Origin of the sequence: Shewanella sp. 10N.286.54.B9, from assembly GCF_041468565.1 — a bacterium.
Classification (GTDB): domain Bacteria; phylum Pseudomonadota; class Gammaproteobacteria; order Enterobacterales; family Shewanellaceae; genus Shewanella.
In genome coordinates this window covers 1-21,273 of the sequence record NZ_JBFRIY010000030.1, presented here as the reverse complement: position 1 = coordinate 21,273, position 21,273 = coordinate 1, and the positions used below count along the sequence as shown (strand labels likewise).

The 21,273-nt window shown below is 44.0% G+C and carries 24 protein-coding genes; 6 read left to right on the top strand and 18 right to left on the bottom strand.

Going from position 1 to position 21,273, the window contains the following annotated elements; all coding sequences use genetic code 11:
* Positions 1-31 precede the first annotated feature (31 nt).
* Genes AB4135_RS11225 through AB4135_RS11210 form a run of 4 tightly spaced genes read right to left on the bottom strand, consistent with a single transcriptional unit; the run spans position 32 to position 2,295 of the window.
* A complete protein-coding gene (locus tag AB4135_RS11225; RefSeq protein WP_371992908.1) occupies positions 32-439 on the bottom strand; it encodes a CBS domain-containing protein in 408 nt (135 codons plus the stop codon).
* Positions 436-786: a P-II family nitrogen regulator gene (locus AB4135_RS11220; protein ID WP_371992906.1), complete on the bottom strand. Its 351-nt coding sequence runs from the start codon at positions 784-786 to the stop codon at positions 436-438. The genes AB4135_RS11225 and AB4135_RS11220 overlap by 4 nt, the downstream gene beginning before the upstream one ends.
* The gene (locus AB4135_RS11215) at positions 776-1,561 is read right to left on the bottom strand and encodes a DUF1538 domain-containing protein (RefSeq protein WP_371992904.1); all 786 of its coding nucleotides are present in this window, start codon (positions 1,559-1,561) and stop codon (positions 776-778) included. Before AB4135_RS11215 ends, AB4135_RS11220 begins: the two co-directional genes overlap by 11 nt.
* Complete coding sequence (locus AB4135_RS11210) at positions 1,561-2,295, bottom strand: DUF1538 family protein (protein ID WP_371992902.1); 735 nt, start codon at positions 2,293-2,295, stop codon at positions 1,561-1,563. The genes AB4135_RS11215 and AB4135_RS11210 overlap by 1 nt, the downstream gene beginning before the upstream one ends.
* Before the next feature lie 268 nt (positions 2,296-2,563).
* On the opposite strand from AB4135_RS11210, the gene AB4135_RS11205 reads away from it, so the two are divergent.
* Entirely contained in the window at positions 2,564-2,971 is a 408-nt protein-coding gene (locus AB4135_RS11205) for a GFA family protein (RefSeq protein ID WP_371992900.1), read from the top strand.
* Between the two features lie 79 nt (positions 2,972-3,050).
* On the opposite strand, the gene AB4135_RS11200 is transcribed toward AB4135_RS11205, so the two are convergent.
* Positions 3,051-3,740, bottom strand: coding sequence for an energy-coupling factor ABC transporter permease (locus AB4135_RS11200; RefSeq protein WP_371992964.1), 690 nt, complete (start codon positions 3,738-3,740; stop codon positions 3,051-3,053).
* Positions 3,741-3,853: 113 nt separating this feature from the next.
* On the opposite strand from AB4135_RS11200, the gene AB4135_RS11195 reads away from it, so the two are divergent.
* On the top strand, positions 3,854-4,276 hold the full coding sequence (locus AB4135_RS11195; RefSeq protein WP_371992898.1) for a hypothetical protein: 423 nt from the start codon (positions 3,854-3,856) through the stop codon (positions 4,274-4,276).
* 54 nt (positions 4,277-4,330) lie between these two features.
* Here AB4135_RS11195 and AB4135_RS11190 read toward each other — a convergent pair whose 3' ends face one another.
* From AB4135_RS11190 to yqfB, 4 genes are all read right to left on the bottom strand, one after another.
* Entirely contained in the window at positions 4,331-7,441 is a 3,111-nt protein-coding gene (locus AB4135_RS11190; RefSeq protein WP_371992896.1) for an efflux RND transporter permease subunit, read from the bottom strand.
* Positions 7,438-8,778 (bottom strand): efflux RND transporter periplasmic adaptor subunit, encoded by a 1,341-nt coding sequence (locus AB4135_RS11185; protein ID WP_371992894.1) that lies wholly within the window; start codon positions 8,776-8,778, stop codon positions 7,438-7,440. The genes AB4135_RS11190 and AB4135_RS11185 overlap by 4 nt, the downstream gene beginning before the upstream one ends.
* Complete coding sequence (locus AB4135_RS11180) at positions 8,778-9,395, bottom strand: TetR/AcrR family transcriptional regulator (protein ID WP_371992893.1); 618 nt, start codon at positions 9,393-9,395, stop codon at positions 8,778-8,780. Before AB4135_RS11180 ends, AB4135_RS11185 begins: the two co-directional genes overlap by 1 nt.
* 119 nt (positions 9,396-9,514) lie before the next feature.
* Positions 9,515-9,820 carry a N(4)-acetylcytidine aminohydrolase gene (yqfB, locus tag AB4135_RS11175; protein ID WP_371992891.1) on the bottom strand — a complete coding sequence of 102 codons (306 nt, stop codon included), beginning with the start codon at positions 9,818-9,820 and terminating at the stop codon, positions 9,515-9,517.
* A gap of 283 nt (positions 9,821-10,103) precedes the next feature.
* Here yqfB and AB4135_RS11170 point away from each other — a divergent pair, with 283 nt between their 5' ends.
* Positions 10,104-10,319 (top strand): DUF2986 domain-containing protein, encoded by a 216-nt coding sequence (locus AB4135_RS11170; protein WP_248975305.1) that lies wholly within the window; start codon positions 10,104-10,106, stop codon positions 10,317-10,319.
* 20 nt (positions 10,320-10,339) lie between these two features.
* Here AB4135_RS11170 and AB4135_RS11165 read toward each other — a convergent pair whose 3' ends face one another.
* A complete protein-coding gene (locus AB4135_RS11165; RefSeq protein ID WP_371992889.1) occupies positions 10,340-11,872 on the bottom strand; it encodes an MATE family efflux transporter in 1,533 nt (510 codons plus the stop codon).
* 101 nt (positions 11,873-11,973) lie between these two features.
* Positions 11,974-12,807 carry an ion transporter gene (locus AB4135_RS11160; RefSeq protein ID WP_371992887.1) on the bottom strand — a complete coding sequence of 278 codons (834 nt, stop codon included), beginning with the start codon at positions 12,805-12,807 and terminating at the stop codon, positions 11,974-11,976.
* Between the two features lie 211 nt (positions 12,808-13,018).
* Between AB4135_RS11160 and AB4135_RS11155 the strand changes: the two genes are divergently transcribed.
* Positions 13,019-13,522: a murein L,D-transpeptidase family protein gene (locus tag AB4135_RS11155; protein ID WP_371992886.1), complete on the top strand. Its 504-nt coding sequence runs from the start codon at positions 13,019-13,021 to the stop codon at positions 13,520-13,522.
* Between the two features lie 81 nt (positions 13,523-13,603).
* Positions 13,604-14,167, top strand: coding sequence for a VOC family protein (locus tag AB4135_RS11150; protein ID WP_371992884.1), 564 nt, complete (start codon positions 13,604-13,606; stop codon positions 14,165-14,167).
* Positions 14,168-14,223: 56 nt separating this feature from the next.
* On the opposite strand, the gene AB4135_RS11145 is transcribed toward AB4135_RS11150, so the two are convergent.
* Both AB4135_RS11145 and AB4135_RS11140 read right to left on the bottom strand, forming a co-directional pair.
* Complete coding sequence (locus AB4135_RS11145) at positions 14,224-14,595, bottom strand: hypothetical protein (RefSeq protein ID WP_371992882.1); 372 nt, start codon at positions 14,593-14,595, stop codon at positions 14,224-14,226.
* Positions 14,596-14,616: 21 nt separating this feature from the next.
* Positions 14,617-14,922, bottom strand: a complete 306-nt coding sequence (locus AB4135_RS11140) for a monooxygenase (protein ID WP_371992880.1) — start codon at positions 14,920-14,922, stop codon at positions 14,617-14,619.
* A gap of 151 nt (positions 14,923-15,073) precedes the next feature.
* Here AB4135_RS11140 and AB4135_RS11135 point away from each other — a divergent pair, with 151 nt between their 5' ends.
* Entirely contained in the window at positions 15,074-15,958 is an 885-nt protein-coding gene (locus AB4135_RS11135; RefSeq protein ID WP_371992878.1) for a LysR family transcriptional regulator, read from the top strand.
* Positions 15,959-15,967: 9 nt separating this feature from the next.
* On the opposite strand, the gene AB4135_RS11130 is transcribed toward AB4135_RS11135, so the two are convergent.
* The 5 genes from AB4135_RS11130 to AB4135_RS11110 all read right to left on the bottom strand — a co-directional run bounded on the left by AB4135_RS11130 (position 15,968) and on the right by AB4135_RS11110 (position 21,076).
* Complete coding sequence (locus AB4135_RS11130) at positions 15,968-16,375, bottom strand: GNAT family N-acetyltransferase (RefSeq protein WP_371992876.1); 408 nt, start codon at positions 16,373-16,375, stop codon at positions 15,968-15,970.
* Between the two features lie 117 nt (positions 16,376-16,492).
* Positions 16,493-17,785, bottom strand: a complete 1,293-nt coding sequence (locus tag AB4135_RS11125; RefSeq protein WP_371992874.1) for a DUF4785 domain-containing protein — start codon at positions 17,783-17,785, stop codon at positions 16,493-16,495.
* Between the two features lie 9 nt (positions 17,786-17,794).
* Positions 17,795-18,652: a hypothetical protein gene (locus AB4135_RS11120; protein ID WP_371992872.1), complete on the bottom strand. Its 858-nt coding sequence runs from the start codon at positions 18,650-18,652 to the stop codon at positions 17,795-17,797.
* A gap of 405 nt (positions 18,653-19,057) precedes the next feature.
* Positions 19,058-19,975 carry a M14 family metallocarboxypeptidase gene (locus AB4135_RS11115; RefSeq protein ID WP_371992870.1) on the bottom strand — a complete coding sequence of 306 codons (918 nt, stop codon included), beginning with the start codon at positions 19,973-19,975 and terminating at the stop codon, positions 19,058-19,060.
* A gap of 141 nt (positions 19,976-20,116) precedes the next feature.
* The gene (locus AB4135_RS11110) at positions 20,117-21,076 is read right to left on the bottom strand and encodes an alpha/beta fold hydrolase (protein ID WP_371992868.1); all 960 of its coding nucleotides are present in this window, start codon (positions 21,074-21,076) and stop codon (positions 20,117-20,119) included.
* Between the last annotated feature and the right edge of the window lie 197 nt (positions 21,077-21,273).

Sequence of the window (21,273 nt, the reverse complement as noted above, 5' to 3'; positions counted from 1 at the left end):
GAGCACAGCGAACTATGCTCTGTGGCTTGTTTTAACCCGCTTTATTAATCATGCCCTTAAGCACAATATCGTGATAGCTGACTAAACCAACAATTTTGCCTTGCTCAACCACTGGCGCTTTAGTGATGCCGAAGCGATCAAATAAACGCGCGCAGTACCTCACATCCATATTGCCATCAACTGACAAAACAGGCTTCACCATGATCTCGTAGATATTGACTCGCTCTGGCGCTTTATCTTTTGCCAACACTTTCTTCGCTATGTCACTCATTAGCACCATGCCGTACTCATCATCGTCATGACGTTTGTTAACAAACAATACATTGACCTTATGCGATACCGCTTGCTCTATTGCCTCTGCTACCGTTTGCAGTCCATCTACCATGGCATATTCTTGGCCCATTACATCATGATTTCTGACTGGATTTTGCTTGCTCATATTTGATCCTCTATATCATGGCTCAACTGTTGTACTTGGTGCGCAACACCTACGGCATCTTCAACATCTATTTGAATGGCGATGCCCTTTCCTGAATCACTATCAAATTCACCCACCTCACTAACGGTTTCCAAAATGGCACGGCTTAGGTGCTCTTCAACCAGTAATAGTACGACATCACGTTGAATATCAAGCGATAGACCCATAAAGGTCTTCTGCTTTTTCAGCCCCTCACCGCGCGCATGATTAATCACTGTGGCGCCGGTTGCCCCCTTACTGCGAGCAGCAGCGAGGATCGAGTCTGTGCATGCATCATCTATAAAGACAATTATGAGTTTAAAGCGCATTATTCCGCTCCTTTTGAGTTCTATTTTTAAATTCGACCAATTGGGCATAACCCATCACGGTGATCATTGGAAATAAGCTTGCAAAAGCAATCAAGCCAAAGCCATCAATCAAGGGGTTACGACCATCAACATTGGTGGCAAGACCTAAGCCTAGCGCTGCAACTAATGGCACAGTCACCGTTGAGGTTGTTACTCCACCAGAGTCATAAGCTAAGGGCACGATCATTTTTGGGGCGTAAAACGTCTGAATAACCACAATCACATAGCCGGCCATAATGTAATAATGGATAGGATCACCAACCACAATTCGAAAGCAACCAAGAGAGATCCCAAAAGCAACCCCGATAGCAACTGAGATCCGCAATCCTTGGATGCCAATACTGCCACCAGAGACTTCATTTGCCTTAATTGCTACCGCAATTAACGAGGGCTCAGCTATTGTGGTGCTAAATCCAATCGCCGCGGCGAAGATATATACCCAATAATAATCTTGCCACGCATTAACCGTGATTGACGGATCATCAGCATGGATAAAAGCCGGTGAAGTAAGCTGCTCCGCCATCGCCTCGCCAATCGGAAACAGCGCCAACTCAAGCCCAACGAGAAAAAAGCTTAGCCCTAAAATAACGTAAACAAACCCGGCGGCAACTCTGCGCCAATTAGCAACAGGTCTTTTTAATACCCCGAGTTGAAAACCAAACAAAATCACCGCGATAGGGATCACATCTCGCGCTGTCAGCATCAAGGTTTCGAGTACTTTGCTTAGCATCTCCATTACAGCACCACCATTCCGTAAATAAGCACAAAGATCATCGGCATCAAACTCGCAAATGCGATTAAACCAAAGCCGTCTAACATAGGGTTTCTGCCTTTAATCACGCTAGCTAAACCCACGCCTAACGCAGTAACTAAAGGTACAGTAATGGTGGATGTGGTCACGCCACCAGAATCATAAGCGATACCGATGATATTCTCTGGTGCAAATGAGGTCAGCACCATCACTAGAATATAGCCGCCAATGATAATGTAATGGATAGGCCAACCTTTTAAAATTCTGACCACACCGAGCAAAATAGCTAGCCCGACTGACAAAGCGACGGTTAACCTTAGTCCCATGGCATAACTGTCCATGGCTTCTTCACTTTGGACTATCGCGCCAGCGTCAGCGGCAACTTCGGCAGCTTCATTGGCGACCGCGGTTAACGCTGGTTCTGCCAGCGTGGTGCCAAAACCTAATGAAAACGAGAAAATGACTAGCCAAAAGACACTGCCCTTTCTTGCTAACGCTTGTGCGAGTGATTCGCCGATGGGGAACAACCCCATCTCCAAACCAAATACAAAGAAAGTCAGCCCTACCACTATGAATATAAGGCCAATAAGAATAGAAAAAAGGTTATCTGGGGCTTGTTGCAAGACAAATATTTCAAAAAAGCTAACCACTAAAATAATAGGAATTAGATCTTTAAAGCTATTTAACATCGCTTTTAACAACTGCATGATTGAAGCCATACTCACTCCTTTGGGGCTACTGTTCCAGTCTGCCAAAACCGCCAGAAACCACAACAAGTGATTAACACTTTTATCCACATCTGTGACATAAGTCATAGAGTTATAAGAGACTGAGCTAAATACATTATCGTTAAAATGCGCTAGGGAAGATTTAACACTCTGTTTGCACTTTTCTCCTTCAGACTTAAGCGAAATAAAACCACCGCCATAAAGTGACTTTCGCTAATAGAGTCGATAGGCTGTTAGCAGTTATCCTAAAGGTTCGCTTATGACAAAGACTTTTACACAGCAAGGTGGCTGCTTATGCGGCGCAATCAGGTACCAATTAACCGCTAGCCCTTTTGCTGCAGATTATTGCCACTGTCGACAATGCCAAAAAAGTACCGGTTCTGTGCTTGGAGCTTGGATGGATTTTAATATCGATGAGATCAGCTGGTTAACCGGAGCGGTGACTGAATACCACTCTTCAGAATTTGTGCGGCGTGGTTTTTGTCATCAATGTGGCTCACAGATTAGTTTTAGGGATACCCGTTATCCGAGCTATTTTACCTTATCCATCGTGTCGCTTGATGAGCCGAATACAGTTCAGCCAACGTACCATATTCACACTGACAGCCAACTTAAATGGCTAGCATTGAACGATAGCTGTACTCGCTACCCTCAATCGAGAAGCTAAATATTGGTATTGCCCAGATCACGAACTTAACCAATTTTCACTTAATAATGGCATTCGCTATTACCTATCAAACAGCTAATTACTGCTTCCAGAGATAAGTTCTATCAGAATAGTCATAAAGCCATTCAGGGCGGTAAACGACCAATATTGTTATCGCCATTCCGTTTAGTAACGCTTCTGGAAATCCGAGTAAAGGAATGAGTATTAGATAGTTATCTGTAAGGTATAACCAATCATAATCTGTACTCAAATTTAGCCATATTGCCCAGCTAACAATGTGAACCAACATAGATATAAAAGCGTTGATAAATGCGCCAAAGAAAATATAGATAAACAGGTGATGAGGCAGGAATTTAAAGCATTGACTGTAAAAAATAAAGCAAACAAATAGCGGAACACACACGGCAAAAATCGCATAAAGAGCAAAATCTAACGGCTGCTTTAACACAAATATTGCAAAGAACAGTACAGGCAATAAAGCGATGATACTGGCCAGACGCCAACCAAACATAAGCATTAATACTACCAGCCCCAGGAAATGCACATGGATTTGGGCTGTGACACTGGCATTGATTAACCAAAGAGCATTGATTGCGAATGTGGCAATAAATACCCGAGATTGTTTTTTACCTGATGCTACCAGTTCAGAAAACTGTTCTTGTGGCCAAATGAGCCAGTACCAAAATACCAGTAGTACGGTTGCAATAACCCCTGCAAGGCTAGAGTTTAAGTTGATAGTATCGACGAGTTGTTGTAAAAATTGCATCAGCTATACACTCCCTATGCAGACAACCGAATGTAAAACATTTTAAAGCTCTGCTAACTTGCTTCAATATACGTTATGCTGGCAATTAGAAACCAATTTTTAACATAAAAATAATAATGAAAAAAATTTCTCTTTTACTTATTTTACTACTCTCTGCCTGTAGCGGCACACCTGAACTCGAGCCTGAAGAGTTTGCAGGCCAGCTTAGCGACTCATTTAGAACCGATATAAAAAGCAATGGCCTTAAGCTATTTACCTACCGTGCCAAGCTCGTGATAGACAGCAATGCTCAGCAGGCACTTCCCCATGAGCAGCGAGCAAAACAAAAAAAACGTTCAAGGAAACGTTATCAAGGGCCAGATCTAACTGCTTGGACACAAAAAATAGAGCATGGTCTTAGTCAGACAATCGAAATGACAGGCTACTGCCGCGAAGGTTATATAGAAATCAGCCGTTCTATTCAGTATGACCGAGGCAGTATTCGCGGCGAGTGTAATGAAGGTGCAACTGAGCTTGATATCGCAAAGTTTGATTCTTAAAGACAACAAAAAAGGGCTTCGTTTGAAGCCCTTTTTATAGCAAAGCAACTATTGTTAAGCGGTCAGTTCATCCCCTTTAGCCCCAAAACTCACCTTACCGAAATCCTCCAAAATAGCGTAACAAGCTGGCACCATAAATAGTACTAATGCGGTTGAAGCAAAGATACCAAATACCATGGAGATCACCAGCGGTTGCAGCACCTGTGCTTGTATACTGGTTTCGAGCAACAAGGGTAACATGCCCGCTGCGGTGGTTAATGAGGTAATAAATACCGCTCTAAAGCGTTCTTTACTGGCGCTGACGACCGCTTGGTGAACAGTCTGGCCCTCATCAACATGAAAGCGAATATATTGCACCAGTAGTATCGAATCATTAACCACCACGCCAGACAGCGCGATAAAGCCCATTATTGATGGCATACTCATCGAAAACCCAAGCAATAAGTGACCCCAGAACACGCCAATTAGCCCCAGAGGGATCACCGCCATCACAATAAGTGGTTCCAGGTAGCTCTTAAACTGCAAACTTAAAATAGCGAACACCCCTAACAGTCCCAGAATAAAGCCTGACACCATTGAGCTTTGAGTCGTTGCATTCTCTTTGACTTCACCTTCAAAGCTGACTCGTACACCTGGATAGCGCTCTATTAGCTCTGGCAGTAGCTCATCTTTAAATGCAGTATTGATCTCACCGGCATTAGCCAAATGGGTATCAACTTCACCTGTAATGGTGACAAAACGCATACCATCAAGGCGTGAGATCTTGACGTAATTACGTTGCCAAGCGAAATCAGCCACTGCAGATAATGGTACTTGATCACCAGAAGCGCTCAAGGTAATAGGGAAGTTAGCTAAATTCTCAAGCTTAGCCGCATCACTTTTATCAAGTTGTACGTCAATCTGAATACTCTCTGGGCCGACTTGAATGTAATCTGCCGTTTGGTGAAAATATGCGCCGCGTAACTGACTTGCTAACATCATACCGTTAACGCCATATGCTTCTGCCCCCGGCTTTAAAGTCATCAAAATCTCAGACTTACCTGGACGCATACTGTCCATCACGCCAGACACACCGTTAAAGCCACTGATATATTGTTGAACATCAATCGCAGCCGCTTTCAATTGGTGCAGGTCATCACCGCGTAAACGGATATCTATTGCCCGACCAGCAGGCCCCATAGAGGGCTGTTTGTACACTATCGCAATAGGATCAACCAGTTCACCAACTGTAGCCTCCCATTCACGGATAAAAGTATTAAGCAATGTTTGCCGTACTTCCGCACTCAACAGATCCACTTTTACCGTGGCAACATGCGCGCCAGTCTCATTGGCATCGGCATTAAAATTAAACCGCTCAGTGATATGTTGGATCAGCGGCTCGCCATCTTCATCTTTACTGTATTTATCATTAAGTAACTGCGCAGCATTAACAATTTGTTCAACCACATGCTCAGTTTGGGATAAAGTCGAACCTGGAGGTAATATCACCCGCGCTTCGACCACATCACCATCGAGTTCAGGAAAGCCAATAAACTTAACCACGCCACCAGCCGCAAGAGACACAGATAACAGCAATAGGCTTATGACTGCTCCCATAAAGGCGTATCGCCATGCAATCACCCACTCAACTGCAGCGACAAGATTGACGGTTCTGAAATGCTCGAAGCGGCGGTTAAATTCGGCTTTAAAGCGACTGGTTTTTCGCTCCTTACCTTGAGCTGCATGGGCTAAGTGATTGGGTAATATCAAAAATGCTTCAACCAAACTCACGGTTAAGATCAGCAACAAGGTTTGCGGCACGACCCGAAGCACTTTCCCCATATCTCCTTCCATAAAGGCGATACTGGAGAAGATAAATACTGTGGTTAAAAAGGAAGATATCACTCCAGGTAACACTCGCTTTACGCCTTGGATCACCGCTTCAGTTTTATTTAAGCCGCGCTCGATATGCGATGCTATCGACTCCGCGATAACAATGGCGTCATCCATCATGATGCCGATTGCCATCAAAAAGGCCACTAACGTCATGATATTAATGGTTAAGCCAACTTGTGCCATAAAAAACAAGCTACCCATGAATGCAACAGGTAACCCCATCGCAACCCAAAAAGAGTAACGAAAACTAAAGAATAACCACATGCAAAGAAATACGAGTAACACCCCTTGCCAACCATTCTTGATTAACATGGTTAGTCGGTCCCACAATAGCGAACTCATATCATTAGAGGTGCTAATGCTCACGCCATCTGGCGTACGCAGCTTTTCTGCATCTAAAAATCCAATCACTTCCTCTTTGAGGCGCAAAGAGTCTTGAGATTTATTTTTAAATACCGTCAATATCGCCGCTGGTTCACCATCGAAACGAATATGGTCTTCGTCAAGCTCAAACCTATCGGTCAGCTTGGCAACATCACGAAGCCGCACCACGCCTCCTTCAGCATTCGAGCGGATAACGATATTGGCGAGCTTGTCAGCTTCGACTTCTCGTTGATCGAATCGAATTAGGATATTCTTGCTGGCAGTCTCTAAGGTACCACTGGGTAACTGCACATTTTGTTGCTCAATCTGCGTGGCGACATCAGCCACACTCATGCCTAAACGTTTGAGAGCATCAAGCGAGATCTCGACCAACAACTGATGCTGAGAAAAGCCGGCTATTTCTACCTGACGAATGCTGGTATCAAGCTTTAAGCGTCGTTTAAAGTCTTCCGCATAGGCTTTGAGTTCTGGTTTGCTAGTCGCTGCAGATAGTGCGATATCGATGATCGGTTCATTAAAATCTAACTCCTCAACAATAGGAGGTTCTATTTCAGCAGGGAAATCCTTAATCGCAGAGATTTTAGTCTGAACATCGACAAGATTTCGTCCCAGATCCGCTTTATCATCAAGCTTGAGGGTCATTTGTGCCACGCCCTCAAGCGCATCACATTTGGTTTCAATAATGCTGCCTAAGCTATCAACAGCATCTTCCATACGCAGACAAAGGTTCTCTTCAACATCTTGCGGAGACGCGCCGGGCAATACCACGCGAGCGCTAATATAGCTTGGTGAAAATTCTGGAAAGGTTTCCCGTTTAAGCTCAGGTAACGCTTTAATACCCAAAATAATCAACGCCAACATCAATAGATGTGTTGCTGTTGGGTGACGAACAAAAAAGGCGATCACTGTGTTAGCCCCTTATTGTCACCAGTGGCATCAGCGCTATCACTCTGACGACGTAAAGCCATGCCAGTTACAGCCGGAATAATATCCGTCAGCACCAACTGCATATTGTCATAAAGCTCGCCCTGCACAGCTGCTTGGCCCTCTTGACGAAACAAAACCTGTACCTTGATAAGCTGTAAACTATTGTCGCTGTCCATCAGGTATAACTTATCGCCATGAAGTGCCCGCTCTGGCACCATCCAGTAGTCTTTAGCATTGCCCTTAATGCGGGCACTCACAAACATACCGTTAACTAACGGCGGCGCCTGACCAATTTTAAGCTCTCGATATTGTTGTTCAACTTGCAGTACCACGCTGACCGTTGCCAAAGTTGGATCAACCGTTTCACCTATACGACTTATTTTGGCCGGCCACTTAAACACATATGCAGCACTTTTAAGCGTTACTTCTGCGGTTAAGCCAAGTGCTTCAGCGTTGGGCAGTTGCTTGTCAAAAATAGCTGGCTTATCGACAGTTTTCATTAAGGTCATTAGATCAGCTAAAGATAGCTGTGCTTCCACTTCCATGATTTCGGTGCCGTTGATTCTTGCTAGCACTTGCTGTGGTGCCACCACTTGATTATTTTCAACGTTAACTTCAGATACCCGTCCTTCAAATGGTTGGCGGATCTCCGTTTTATCGAGTTGGCTTTGTGCTTCCTCTTCCCTTGAAACAGCTTGTAATAGCTGTGCGCGCAACACATCTGTCTCATTCGGCATTAGATTGAGACTATTATTGAGATCTTGGATCTTCTGTTTCTGCGCTAATACATTTTGGCGTTCGCCATCAAGCTCTGACTGGGAGATGAGATTTTTCTTTCGTAGCGTCTCTTTACGCTTTAGATCGGACTTAACCAATTCATAGCGGTTAGTCTCAATATCGAGTGATAGCTTAAGGTTTTCCAGCTGCAGAGCTTTACCTTGTAACTGCCCTTCCAGCGCTTTTCTATCAGCCTGGGCTTGGGCAAGACGAATTTGATAGTCGAGTGGGTCAATCGATAACAGCAGCGTGCCTTCGGGTAACATTTTACCGACAGCTAAATCTGGGTGTTTATAGATGATTTTTCCGCCCACTTCAGGAAGCAATTGCCATTGAACTTTAGGTGCAACACGGCCAAACGCATCAACCTGAGCGATGACAGAGCTTTGATTAAGTGGCACAACGTCAACCAATTTGCTCTGCTCAGACATCTCTTCTAGTGGCGGATGTCCCTTAAATGATATCACTGCAAAAAGTGTTACCACACCAACAGCCAAAGCAGGAAAAAAATACCAACGCTTACCTTTAATTATGTCCATCAGTCTTGCTCTCCAAATAACCCCTGCTCTAGCAGTTTTATGTTGTGTTGCGTCAATTTTGTGTAAAAGTCGCTGTCGAGTTTAAAGCCGTGTAACTCAGCCATTGGGGCTGGAATGATGTAAGGAAACAGCATCAAACTCATCATCGACATTTTGACTAACATGGGATCCGTGCCGGTACATTTTTCGAGTAATGGTTTAGGCATGGGGATCAAGTTAGCCAAAGGGGAAAACAGCTTAAATACCACCGCTTTAACTTCCATCGAACCTTCAGAGTTCATTAATCTAAACAAAAAGCGTGGAAACTCGGGGGTGACACTCATCGTTTGGTGAAAATCATTGATAATATCTGCCATTATCGATTTTGTATCGGCAGTTCGAATTCGCTTACTGCGCTCTATCACCGGCTTTAAATGCTCAACCATCATGGCCTCAAACAGGCCTAATTTATTACCAAAATAGTAACGGATCATGGCCATATTTACGCCTGCTTCGTCGGCGATTTGGCGGATACTAACCTTGTCAAAATCAGAGGAGAGAAAACAGACTCGGGCAGCGCAAAGAAGCGCTTCTCTAACTTGAGTAGCTGTTTCTGTTTGATTTATTGCTGTTGTCATTACATCAGACTTGGTGTTATTCACTTGAATAACACTAAGTCTACTTGCTCAATACTACTTTTGCATGGTTTATTGTTATTCAAAAACTACGCTTTCGAATAGCCGCTACAAGCAAATGATTACAGCAGTTTGAAATTGATTTGATAAAGTTGCTCTATTTCAGGATAGATCTCTCTGATGAGAGTTTTGAGCTCTGCAAGTGTCATATTCTCCTGCTCGGCATGCAACTGATTGAGATCGTCAAACTTGACCCAAGCAACCGACAAGATTTCAAGCTGGCCATAACAGTGACTCGTTTCCAAGTTAGCCACATGCACTGTTTGCCCTGCCTCAAAATAAGACTCGCTGTGATCTCGCAAAGTTATTGTCTTTTTGCCCGCTAGAATGTCAGATTCAAATCGTTGGAAAAAGGTGATGGTTTGCATATTGTTCTCAAGCCAATAGTTAAAAGAGGAGACTAACAATAAATCAGTCTCTAGGTTAACTTTAATCTACAACTAGCGAGTTGAGTCACGATTATTTTTAAGCTATTGGATCTAGCACTAAGCGATAGAGTGCATTAGGTAATTGCAATTAGGTGAAAGCTTATCGAATTAAAATGAGTACGGTGGCATCGTGAGGCACTTTAGGGTAAAATCCGCTTCCGATTTCAAGCTCAGCGTCTATTGCGCTAAACTTATCTTAGATTGACGTTATCGTAGAGAACCCATGAACAGAAAACAGAAAATGATCAAATTGTCGGCTAAGCGTGCTAAAGCTCGTCTTAATAAGCACACTCCGCCTACGATCAAAAAATACGTATCTAAGGCTGAGCGTGCGGAACAACAAGCAAAGCTTGCCGCAGAAGAATTAGCTAAACAGAATGAAGCAGCAACTGAAGTTGATGCACAAGCGAGTGACACAGACAGTGCACCCGCAAGCTAATTAGCCATATTTTGTTGGGCTTATTTGGTTGACGACTCTTCGCCTTTTACACCGATAAGCTCAGTAATTTCATTACTCGCCTCACAATCTTGCTCTTCCGTCACCATCGCCATATTGGCACATGATGATGACATCGGATTTTGGCTACTCAAGCTAAGCTCTTCATCAAATTCACTCGCAGCTTCAGTTTCTGCCACAGACACTGTTTGTAGATCACTCTCGGTTTCAAACTGGCCTCGAACCTTCTCCACTAAGCGATAAGCCACAAGTACGCCAAGTACACCAAAGATGATAGAACCTATTGCTTGCCCTATAAGTACGCCGTAAACCCCACCCCATTGCGCGCCAAAATACACAAAAGGGATAATACCAATTGTGGCTTTACCCACATTAAACAGCGTCGAGTATTTGGCTTTGCCTAAGTTGTTAAACGAGGCATTAGCAACAAACAGGATCCCTGAGAAGATGAAAAATACCGCAATATAACTACAGAAAAATAGAATAAGCTCTGCTGCATCACCCTGCATATCAAACACACTCACAATTTGATTGCGGGTTAAAAATAGTAATAGCGAAACCACTAGCACATAAACACTACAAAATTGAATTGCACGGGTAAGTGACTCTTTTACTCTGCCAAACTCCTGAGCACCATAGTTCTGCCCCACAATGGGACCAACCGCTCCAGATAGCGCGAATATCATACCAAAAGAGACAGGAATTAAGCGGCCTAGGACTGCCCAACCAGCAACATAACTATCCCCAAAATCAGCAATAGCACGTGTCACCACGGCGTTACCAATTGGGGTTGCAACATTGGTTAACATTGCAGGGCCAGCAATGGCAAAAATAGGGTTTAGGTCGGCGATGAAATGATCTAAGTTAAAACGGCCAAACAATTTATGCTTAACAATCACTCCTCTAGCGGCCACAACAAACACTGCTAGACGTGCCAATACTGACGCAACTGCAGCTCCTTCGATCCCCATGGCAAACATAAAGATAAATATAGGGTCAAAAACCGCATTAACCCCGCCACCAATCAAAGTTGATATCATAGACAGCTTGGCGTCACCCACTGCTCGCAGTGCGCTACCTAGCGCCATTGCCAAACAAATAAGCGGTAATGAAGGTACCAAAATATAGAGATAACCCGCGGCTAACTCGGCAGTTTTCCCAGTAGCCCCCACCAGCGACAACAGTTCTGGGATAAACAAAAATACAATAACCGCAACCACAACACTCACCAGTAATGTCACTACGGCGCTATTAAGTAATAATCGCTTGGCTTTTTCCACCTCTTTAGCACCAATGGAACGTGACACCAATGCACCAAGGGCAATCGATAAACCAATACCAATTGAGGTCGTAAAAAATGAGATTGTGCCAGCATACCCCACTGCGGCGGCGAGCTCTTGCTCACCTAATAAACTGAGGAAAAAGATATCTAACAGGTCAACCACAAATAGCGCTGAGATCCCCACCGCAGCAGTTGAGCTCATCACCAAGATATGGCGCAGTATCGATCCTTGTATAAACTTGGCAACTGCCATAAAACCTCTTAATCCATTTGACTAACTGAGCTGCACATTAAACGCGATGTGCAACATTCTATTGGCGGGGGTGACTCCATCATTGAGTCAAGTCGCCAGCACTAAATATCGGCTTCTAGCTCGCTACCGCATTTATCACAGTACAGCGCATTGGTTTCATGACCCACTTTTAAGCAATTACTACAACGGCGTAAATCTTTGTGTTTACCTATCTCTTGTGAGATCTCAGCGGTTAAAATCCCTGTCGGTATCGCAATAATCGAATAGCCAAGCAGCATGGTAAATGCGGCAATCGCCTGGCCTAAATTAGTTCCAGGGGTAATGTCACCATAACCTACCGTTGTAATTGTCACTATCGTCCAGTAGATAGATTTAGGGATTGATGAAAAGCCATTATTAGGCCCTTCAACAACATACATAATAGAGCTTAACACCACGACGATTAAACTGACTGAAAAGAAAAAAATAAATACTTTTCGGCTCGATTGCATCATCGCTCGAAGTAGCAGATTACCTTCACTTAAATAGCGTAACAACTTGAAGACCCTAAAAATCCTAAACAGCCTTAGTACTCTGATCACCATAGTAAAATTGGCACCTGGGAATACCAAAGCTAGATATGTCGGCAACACTGAAAGCAGATCGACCACCCCATAGAAGCTCTTAGCGTACTCCAATGGTTTTGCAGAGCAATACAAACGCAGCAGGTATTCGACAGTAAATATAATGGTGAAACACCACTCTAAGATAATGATTATCTCGCCGTACTGCTGGTGAATATGAGCAACGGTATCTAAAAAGACCAACATGACGCTCAAAATAATACAAACAATGAGACTAATATCGAAAAAGCGACCTGCGGGGGTGTCTGTTCCAAAGATTATTCGGCGAAGTTTAAGTTTAAATAAGCTTTCCGAGTCAGTTTCTGTAGCCATCTATAGCGCCGTTCCTTGCTGTGAAGCCGCTTAACATTCAACTGACATACGCTGAATTATCAAGGTATTAAATTGGGTGATATGAATAGTGTGACACGCAAACAAGCTGAGCTCAAAAATAATCTTAAACATCTACGTCAACAATCGCGAGATTTTGAGGTAACATAAGCCTAATTTCTACATGCTAAGGGCATTAGGCTCAGGGTTGTAAATGCAGGTTTTCTTGTCAACAATTGTTTCGTTATTACTGCTGTTTAGTGTTTTCCAAGCTAATGTAGCCCATGCCAGTGGTAAAGCTGATTTGGTCGTCGTCACTAAATCTGAATCAAGTTTGTCGCTGCTACGCGAAGGTAAAGTGTTAAAGTCTTACCGCATTGCCATGGGTGATAACCCCGTTGGGCATAAACTAACAGAAGGCGATCAACGCACACCAGAAGGACGTTACTTACTGGACTATAAGAAGTCAGACAGCGCTTATTACCGCTCTATTCATATCTCCTACCCTAATGATGAAGATCGCTTACGCGCCAATGCTCTGGGCATAGAGCCCGGCGGTCAGATCATGATCCACGGTGAAAATCCAAATTCGAGCCTGAGCCCGATTGAAGCACAGCAATACAATTGGACTGATGGCTGTATTGCCGTAACCAATGCAGAGATGGATGAGCTTTGGCGTGCTATTGATGAAGGCACTCCAATTGAGATCTGGCCATAACGCTCCGCAGCTCACTAAATTAAAACGTTAGATTAAAACAGTAGGCCCGTTTACCAAGCGGGCGTCAGCAGAGTAAAATTAATGACCTATGAGCAACTAACCAGCAGTTGGCCAGCCTTTAGCCAATCTATTATTCAGTTTATGAGCGAGCTTGGCTTGGATAAACTGGCACTTGAATGCGACCATACTGCGCTGCGAGTCAATAGCACCCAAACTGCACAGCAGTTACAACATGAGTTTGCACAGCATGGCACAATCATCTCAAACAACATGATTAATGGCCGTCCTATTTTAATCATTGAACTAAGCCAGCCTTTACTGCTTGGTGATATGACTATCGATTGCGTTGAACTGCCCTTCCCTGGCGAGAAGTCCTATCCGGCAGAAGGTTGGGAACATATTGAGTTGGTTTTAAAATCAGATGCTAAAGAGTGCGAAACTCTCAGCCAAGATCTGTTAGCGGCATTACCAAGCCTAAAGCCAGTGCTAGCTGGTGAGACCCAAGTGAAAGTTAAGATGAGTTCACCAAAAGGCGATAAAGAGCGCTTGGCTAACCCGACCATTGCCTTTAAAAAATCGGGTATTTGTATCAAGGTTCATTCTCACGGCATAAAAGCGGTTATCGCCTCTGAAAGTGAGCAGTAACAGCGCTAAAAACGCAAAGCAGCTACGATAAAGTTGCTGCTTTTTTATGGCAGAAATTACTGCTTTATCATCTGCCTAAAACTTAAAAAAGACATAAACACAAAAAACAGCGGGTCACTCCAACCTAATCCAACAAGAATGCCTGTGAACGCGGCCTTCAGAGTAATAAAAACACCGATAAGATTGGTAAGGAATAAGGCGATAAATAACTTTTTAGCCAAGGCTCCTTTATCGATGTCTCTAAGCAAAAAACAGATAGTGGCGATACCAGCTAAAAATATACTCGTATGCTGTGACAAAAACAGTGCATACTGATCATTGATCTCTACACCATAAATTGGCCACATCTGTGTTGGAATAAAAAACAATGCCAAAGCAAACAGCGCGTAAATCACAGCATGTAAAGTTAAAATTTGACTATTATTCATCGCCTTTCCTCTGCAGCTATTTTATCCGATTGGACCATTGTTAATTGCAGACAGCGCGGAATTCACTGCGAAGATCCGGCCCCGAATATTTTCAATGCCCATTTTACTCAATCGTGCTGAATGCATTGTTAGATATGCTCCGGCTGACTTTTCATCTTCAAATAAGTAGATCCCACCGCCCAATTTTTCTGACCCACTTTCAGTCCAAATTTTCCAGATCATCCCAGGCTCATGATTAATCGATTCGGCTAACTCTTTAAGCATGCTCGCCATCTCACTGCCAAATGGACCGCTATAATCAAAATCGACTTGTAGTAATGTATTCATAATCTCTCTCCAAAATTGTGTCGTAACAGACAAGTTACTCGCTAGATAACGCACTATCAGTGCCGAATTACTTGCGATAACGACTATAATACTTATAAAATTTGGACATAAAAGTTCATAATGCTGCCAGTTAATGTAGGCAAAATAGACCATGAGATTAAAAACAACATTAGAGCAATGGCTCACGCTGTCTGAAATAGATAAAGCAGGCAGTATTCAAGCTGCTGCAGTAGCCTTAAACAAGAGCCATACAACGCTCATTTATGCCGTTCGTAAATTAGAAGAGCAGCTAGGGGTGACACTGCTTAAAGTTGAAAAGCGCAGAGCCATATTGACTGATGACGGAAAGTCATTACTTCGAAGAGCTCAAACCATGCTTGAGCAAGCCAAAGTTTTGGAGGAGATAAGTAACCAGCTAGTTCAAGGTGTTGAATCTGAACTAACCATTGCAATTGATCATCTATGCAACCGCAACTGGTTATATGCGCCAATGGCGCTGTTTTTCGAACAAAACCACAGTACCTCGGTGCAAGTGATAGAAACCTCACTGTCTAAAACTCAACAGATGGTCACCGCTGAAAGTGCTGACATTTCAATTATTACCCTGCCAATAACCAACCATCCGTCAGAAGCTTTTGGCGTGGTAAGCATGCTACCTGTGGTCGCTAAAAATCATCCGCTAGCAACTAAAAACCAACCTTGTTTAGCCGATCTCAGCAGTAGTAGACAAATAGTGGTGCGCGATCTGGGTCGGCAAGATAAGCAAGATGTCGGTTGGTTAAAGTCTAATCAGCGCATCACCGTCGATAATTTTGACCATGCAGTGCAAGCCATGTTGCAAGGACTCGGTTATTGTCGGTTACCACAACATGTTATTAAGAATATTCCCAGTAATAGCGCTGTAGTATTACAAGTAGAGCATGCGCAGCAATATCAAGTGCCACTGCATATCACGCTGCCTAAAGGCGCAAAATCGGGACCGGCGGCAAAATACCTGTACCAGTTGCTGCTAGAGTCAGTTAATACTCGAAGGTAGAAACACGAGCTATTTGATTATATACATACCCTCGCTTGCAGGTCGGCTCAACTTAAAACCAAACTTAGTGTAAAGCTCTGGAACATCTGCCATTAAGGTGATGTAAGCACCTTTAAAGGCTGCATTTTCAAGGTAGTCCATAATGCTTTGCATGATGAGTCGGCCAAAACCCTGCCCTTGAAAATCAGGATCGACAGCAACATCAACAATATCAAAATTTAACGCCCCATCACCCACCACCCGCCCCATAGCAATGGTGCGCTCAGCAGTGCAGATATGCACACCATAAAGGCTATTAGGCAATGCCTGTTTTGCAGCCTCTAGCGGCCGAGGTGTTAAGCCTGAGATTAGCCGTAAGCGCACAAAATCGTCGGCATTAACAACCTGCTCAATAATGGTATAACTGTGATTGGTCATTTAAGCACTCTTAGCTAGCATTGCAATTTTCAAGCTACTTTAGCATAAGAGTTTAGCGATTGGCCGCAAAGAAAAAAGCGCGCCCTGTAGACGCGCCTATTTTAAATGCTTAACCGACTAAAGACTCATGGTTAATGCTTGCTGCTGATAACTAAGCCTTGCCATCTGTCCTTGATCAACAAGCTCGAGTGCCTTGAGTTTAAAAGGGGCTTTCAGGCCTGAACGCTTAATAGCAGCGGCATCTAAATCAAGTGATATTGTCGATGAGTCGGCTGTTAACCAAGCAGCAGATTGACTCGTTAAAATGAGTATATCTTTGCCTGTCATATCTGTGCCGGTGAGGGCAGCATTGACACCAAAACGACCCTCTTGCTGTAGCTCAACCGCAAAAGTTAACTGCAAAGGCAGCCCATCCAGCCACTGACTTTCCACATTACTGCTTAGTTTCGCACTGGCGACAAACTGCTTAAAAGCGGTTTTGACTGTCCTATAAACGGCTTGGCCATTCACTTGAGTTTGCACATTAACTTGGATCTCGCTCAAACCGGCATTGCTAGAAGGCATGTTCGATATCGTCGGCAACGTTGCCTGCCACTGGCCATTTACCTGCTCGACCGCCAATGTCTGAATATTGCCATTGGCGTGCTTTAAACTGGCTTGTGGCTGCAACGCTGTTTGGCTATTACTTAACTGCAAAGTAAACGGCATTGTCAGTTCATCACTAGCGACGCGATTGTTGGCTGACAGCTTTAGCTTATAAGGCGAGCCTTTCTCTTTAACATTTAGCAGGTATTGACCACTTTCCGGTAACGGCTGTGCTACCGTTAGTTTATAGGTACCAGCTGTTGCACTGCTCGATAACGTCAGCGCACTTGAATGGTCAGCAAGCCCTGCCGTTGCTAGCGCGTCAGCATCCGTTAGCGATTGTATGTAAGACGCCTTGTTATCTGCTTTATCACCCACCTTCTGTAATTGAAGTTGCTCAGGTGATATCGACCGGCCTTTAATTATGGCGCCAGAACGATTATCAGCCCTTGGCGCAACGCGGATAATGCTTGAAGGTTGGCTTATCGCAAGCTTAACCCCTTTGTTAAGCTCTGCTCCAGACACTGTCATCCAAAACTCATCACTTTCGCTGCGGGTATTTGATTGTGGTAACGCTAAAGCCTGTTGATTAGGCATTGAATTAACAAAACCGATCTTGTCTTTACTGTTGTTAATCGCATCTAAAGTCGGTACTTGAATATTGCCAACTGTTATATCCCCAGCTTGCACCATTGCCAACGTAAACTGCTTACTCACAACTTGCATATTCTGTTCAAGCTCAGGGGTTTGTTGCTCCTCGCTTTGACAGCCAGCAAGCATAAATCCAGCGGTGATAGACACCAAGGCGTTCGTTAATCTGTTCATTGGTGGCTCCTAAATATGATCGCGAATGAGACGGTGAAGGTTAAAACAAGCGCGTCGGCTTTGCTGGTGACTGAGTGGCTCACGCCCTGCCGTGCGCTGTTTGTCAGTAAACCAAACCGTTCCAGCTGCGCTTTGCGAGCGGCACTCCAAGAAACCATCAGAGCAATCATCTAGCCAATTCTGTGTGGTTTCTAACGCCACTTGATACTGATAACCGGCGCAGTAACTATCCCCGTCCCAAATGGCTGAATCCACGTCAGAACCGACTACCACTTCAAAAGGGCTACTTAGCCCTGGGCGTCCTGTAGTGCCATGTAACCAAGTATTGTTGTAATGTTGCATCCAGCTCACTTGCTGCTGTTTAACGGCATTGCTACCATAGCCAAGTAACCACCCCAGAGAGGTTTCAAACACATTGCCTTGGTTAACAGCGTCAGCCAATGGCGTACCACCGCTAGAAGGTGCTAGGGCTACGACCCGTTTAGTGACATTGATAATATTGGGGTAACGACTATCCCAAGTAGGGTTCGAGAGCAGCCAACGCACCACATTTCCGCCGTTTGAGTGCGTGATCATAGTGAGAGAGTTAATCTGCTTGTCGCTAATAAAACTCGACAACTGCTGCGCTAAACATCCCGCAGCGGCCTCTTCCCACATGTATTGGTCAAAATCACAATTAATCACTACGTAATTATCAGGCTCATTGATCCCTTGCCTGACGGTATCAACAAACTCCGCACTCCAATAATCGTTAAGCGCATCGGTCTGATGACCTGTTCCATGTATAAACGCAACCCCAGTTGCACTGTGCACCAAGGGGCTAGTTGCGACCAACACCAGTAAGGTGAGTTGTTTTAAGATCTTCATTTATTATCTCTATTATTGTTTGAATTGTTATTGTCTGAATTATTTTGAGAGTTCAGAGATCTGACCTCTTTCGCCAACCTAACGATTAGAAAATGAGCTATCAAGACAAATTTTAGGCACGTACGTACCAGATAAACAGATGATTTAATGATGATTGTTTAAAACAAAAAGCAAACAATACAACCAGTGCTTTAGCAAGCACTAAATTAACAATGCCATTGTTTGAATTGCAGTTAAAATAATTTATAAATTAATTTAAGCAGAGGTAACTCTGGCAGTGTTTTATGTGGAGAAAGCAACCTAAGACATGATAATAGAATTTTAATAATTACTGTTTCAGCATTAAATAACGCCCAAGTCGCCTCAAATTAACTCATGAGGCGACACCGAGATTGATACGGTAAATTACAAATTCAGTAGGTAATCCAAACCGCCAGTTATTGCAGCTACTTGAGCAATAATGCAGTTTTCATCATCAACTAAGGGGCTATCTGGGTAGACTTCAGTAGTGGTCACATATTTAGCGCCACTTAGCCCTGCGCATAATCCTAACGCCTTGGTTGCATAATTGATTACCCCAAACTGAGCCAGCTCAACCCCTATAAGCTTACCGCTGTCATCAGCTGGCGCAATATGGGTCACTTGCTCAACTTCAGTAATAATGGCTTTTTGAAAATCAGCTTGAGGATGAATGGTGTCGCCCACCAGATAAAAGCCATCGGGGATATTCCAATTATCATGCACACTAGCATCGCGAGCAGCTAAAGCTGGTCTAAACTCGCTGTTATCAGTATCGGTGGTTTCATGTAGATCAATATGGGCAAATATTTGCTCGTTAATCGGCGCCAGATAAGCTAATAACGCAGCAGACTCTTCAGCAGGACTGTCGCTATAGAATGAGCGATTAGGGTCAATCGCACTTGAGTTCCAGCGATTTATCGTCTCATAGCCCCAAGGGCTCACACAAGGAATAAGCACGATATTAAAATGTTCGGCATAAGCTTGCGCTTTGGTTTCCATAAAGCGGATGGCACCTTGCACACCGCTAGTCTCGTAGCCATGGACCCCACCTGTCACCAAAATAATCGGCTTCTCAGCCTGCCAGTCACGAGTTTTCAGTGCGTACAACGGGTACTTAGCTTCATCAACAGACAAAGCGCCATACTGCTCTAGCGTGAACTTTTCACCCAAAGCCAACACTTTCGTTAATACTTGCTCCTTGTAAGAGCGTTTAACAGACTGTAAAGCAAGCCAAGCAGACTTATCGGTATCATTCCATTTCTGGCCAGGTGTACCTATTGGGTAATGTTCAGCAGCGTTCATCGATTTTCCTTTTTAAGCTAGGCTATACACAAATTATTATTGGGGTTAGACAGTGTATTGAGACTTGGTAGAGAGCATCGAATCATAAACATCGCAGCCTTTGAATTCAATCACAGCGTTATGAATGTTATATAAAACAGCTCAGTTATTTTTATTTAAAAACTCTAATACCACCCGGTTAAACAATTCTGGCTGTTCCCACTGAACGGCATGGCCAGCTTCTGGTACCAACAGAGTCTCACTATGGGGTAACTCCCGCGCGGCCGCGCGCATCATCGACGGCGGCTGATATAAGTCTGCCCCGCCAGCAATAAACAAGCTGGGTATGTTAGCTGCGCGGATTTTCTCCCAAGTAATTGTACTTTTCGCTGGCTGACCATGCCTAACACCATCCCCGCGTGACTTCTTCTCCATTGCAATCCACTGCTTTACGCCCTCCGGATGCGCCCAGCGATAAGATGGGCCAAGCTCTTTAAATTCAGCTGGCAAATCGTTAAAACTCTCTGGCAAGATGGAATCCAATCGTTGATCAATATTGTTATCCCATAATCCAAAGAGGCTACAAACAATTGTCATACTCAGCAGTTTTTCCGGGTAAGAGACCACATAATCTGAAACGGCAAAGCCACCCGCAGCTAATCCAAGAATGTGAAATTTATCGACATTTAAATGTTCGACTAACGCATTAAGGTCGTCAGCATAATTACCAGTATCGCTTTCTGAACCCGCTGGAGACCCAAAATAGCCACGTCTCGAATAGGCGATAGTTCGATATCCCGCCTTTGCAAAAGCCGGTTGCTGATAAGGCCAAGTTAACGCACTCCCCCTGCCGGGATGCAAAAGAATAACCACTGGGCCGTCACCGCCGGTATCCCAATAGTAAAGCCCCGCTCCAGAAGAAAGAGACAACACCCCTTCATTGACAGCCGCCTGTTTAGGAACAGCTAGGTACTTGGCTTCAATTTTGCTGTTATTAATTTCTACGCTAAGCGCCTGCGCGCTCCATGACGCACAGTGGCTGGCTGCTATAACAGCAAGTGTCACTATTTTTATCAGCGCCTCGCTTTTTTTACTGCGAACTTTATTTAATCCTTTATTCATCCCATCTCCCTGAACGCATAATCAATTGCCAGCCATTGTTAATCGCCGCGTTCAACATGCAAGTGCACCATTACAGCTAACTCATTGAAGAGACAGTCATCCTGAAGCTTCTGCTAATGTTTATGTGCGACCATAACACAGCAAAGGACTCCAAGATGACTTATACCCACCTTAGCATGTCTGACAGAAAAGCTATT